1 protein-coding gene is annotated in these 1,127 nt (G+C 65.6%); it reads right to left on the reverse strand.

Annotation, left to right across the window (positions count from 1 at the left end):
* On the reverse strand, nucleotides 1-1,127 hold a 1,127-nt coding region (tnpB, locus tag B1400_RS09300), incomplete at both ends, for an IS607 family element RNA-guided endonuclease TnpB (RefSeq protein WP_133064685.1).

The following is a 1,127-nucleotide window of genomic DNA, read 5'->3' on the forward strand; positions in this document are numbered from 1 at the left end:
ATGGCCTCGTTGCCGGGGCCAGCTCCAAGTCTCATGCCATTGTTTTGGCTGCTTGGTTCACGTTTCGTCGGGGTCTGCGCGGCCGGCTCGCGCCGGTCGTGTCTTGCGTCCCCTCCGCGCGCGTTTAGGGTCTCCGGGGCACTCCCGGCGACCATGATGTTGATGGCCGCGTTCAGGTCGCGGTCGATCCTCAACCCGCAGGCGTCGCAGCGATACGTTCGTTCATTGAGGGACAGTTTGGCTTTCACTGTTCCGCAGTTCGAGCACGTCTTGCTTGATGGATACCAACGGTCGACGATATGGACGGCCGCGCCGGTGCGCGCGCTTTTGTACGCGAGTTGGCGGCGCAGTTCGGCGAACCCGCAGTCCGACACGGCCCGCGCGAGCCGATGGTTCCTGACCATGCCCTCCACGTTCAGGTCTTCTATGCTGATGTCCCTGTAGGCGCGTGTGAGCATATCGGTGAGCTTGTGCAGGCCGTCACGGCGTTGGGCGGCGATGCGTGCGTGGATGCGTTGCACGCGGGCTCCGGCCTTCCGCCAACGGTTCGATCCTTTCTCACGTCGGCTCAGAGTGCGTTGCGCGCGGGCGAGTCTGCGAAGGCTTTTGCCCATGTGGCGTGGATTGGCGATGGTCGTGCCGTCGGAGAGCGCAGCGAGGGTCCTGACGCCCAGGTCCACACCGACGCTGCCACCCCCGGGCGCAGCGGGGACGGTCGGGGCGTCGCGTTCGACGGTCAGGGACGCGTACCAGCGTCCCGCCCGTTTGGACACGCTCATGCGCACCACTTTCGCGGCCCCGACCCGCCGGGCGATGTCCTCCATGCAGTGCACGCGGCCGACGCGGGGCAGTTTCAACCGTTTCGGGTCGCCCTCGACAAGGCCGAACGAGCCGGTCGTGTACGCGAACCGCGGCGTGGCGCGACGCTTGCTTTTGAACCTCGGCCAGCCCATACGCCTTCCCTTGCGCCTGCCGGTCCTCGAGTCGAAATGGTTCTTCAACGCGGCCGCCAATGATTCGAACGCGCTGTTGTACGCCTCCTTGCTGTATTCGGCCCACCACGGGGCGATCTCGTTCTTCCACTCGTTCCACCAACGCCGCATCGCGTACATCGACCAGTCCGCCTT

The organism is Bifidobacterium italicum, from assembly GCF_002286915.1.
Classification (GTDB): domain Bacteria; phylum Actinomycetota; class Actinomycetes; order Actinomycetales; family Bifidobacteriaceae; genus Bifidobacterium; species Bifidobacterium italicum.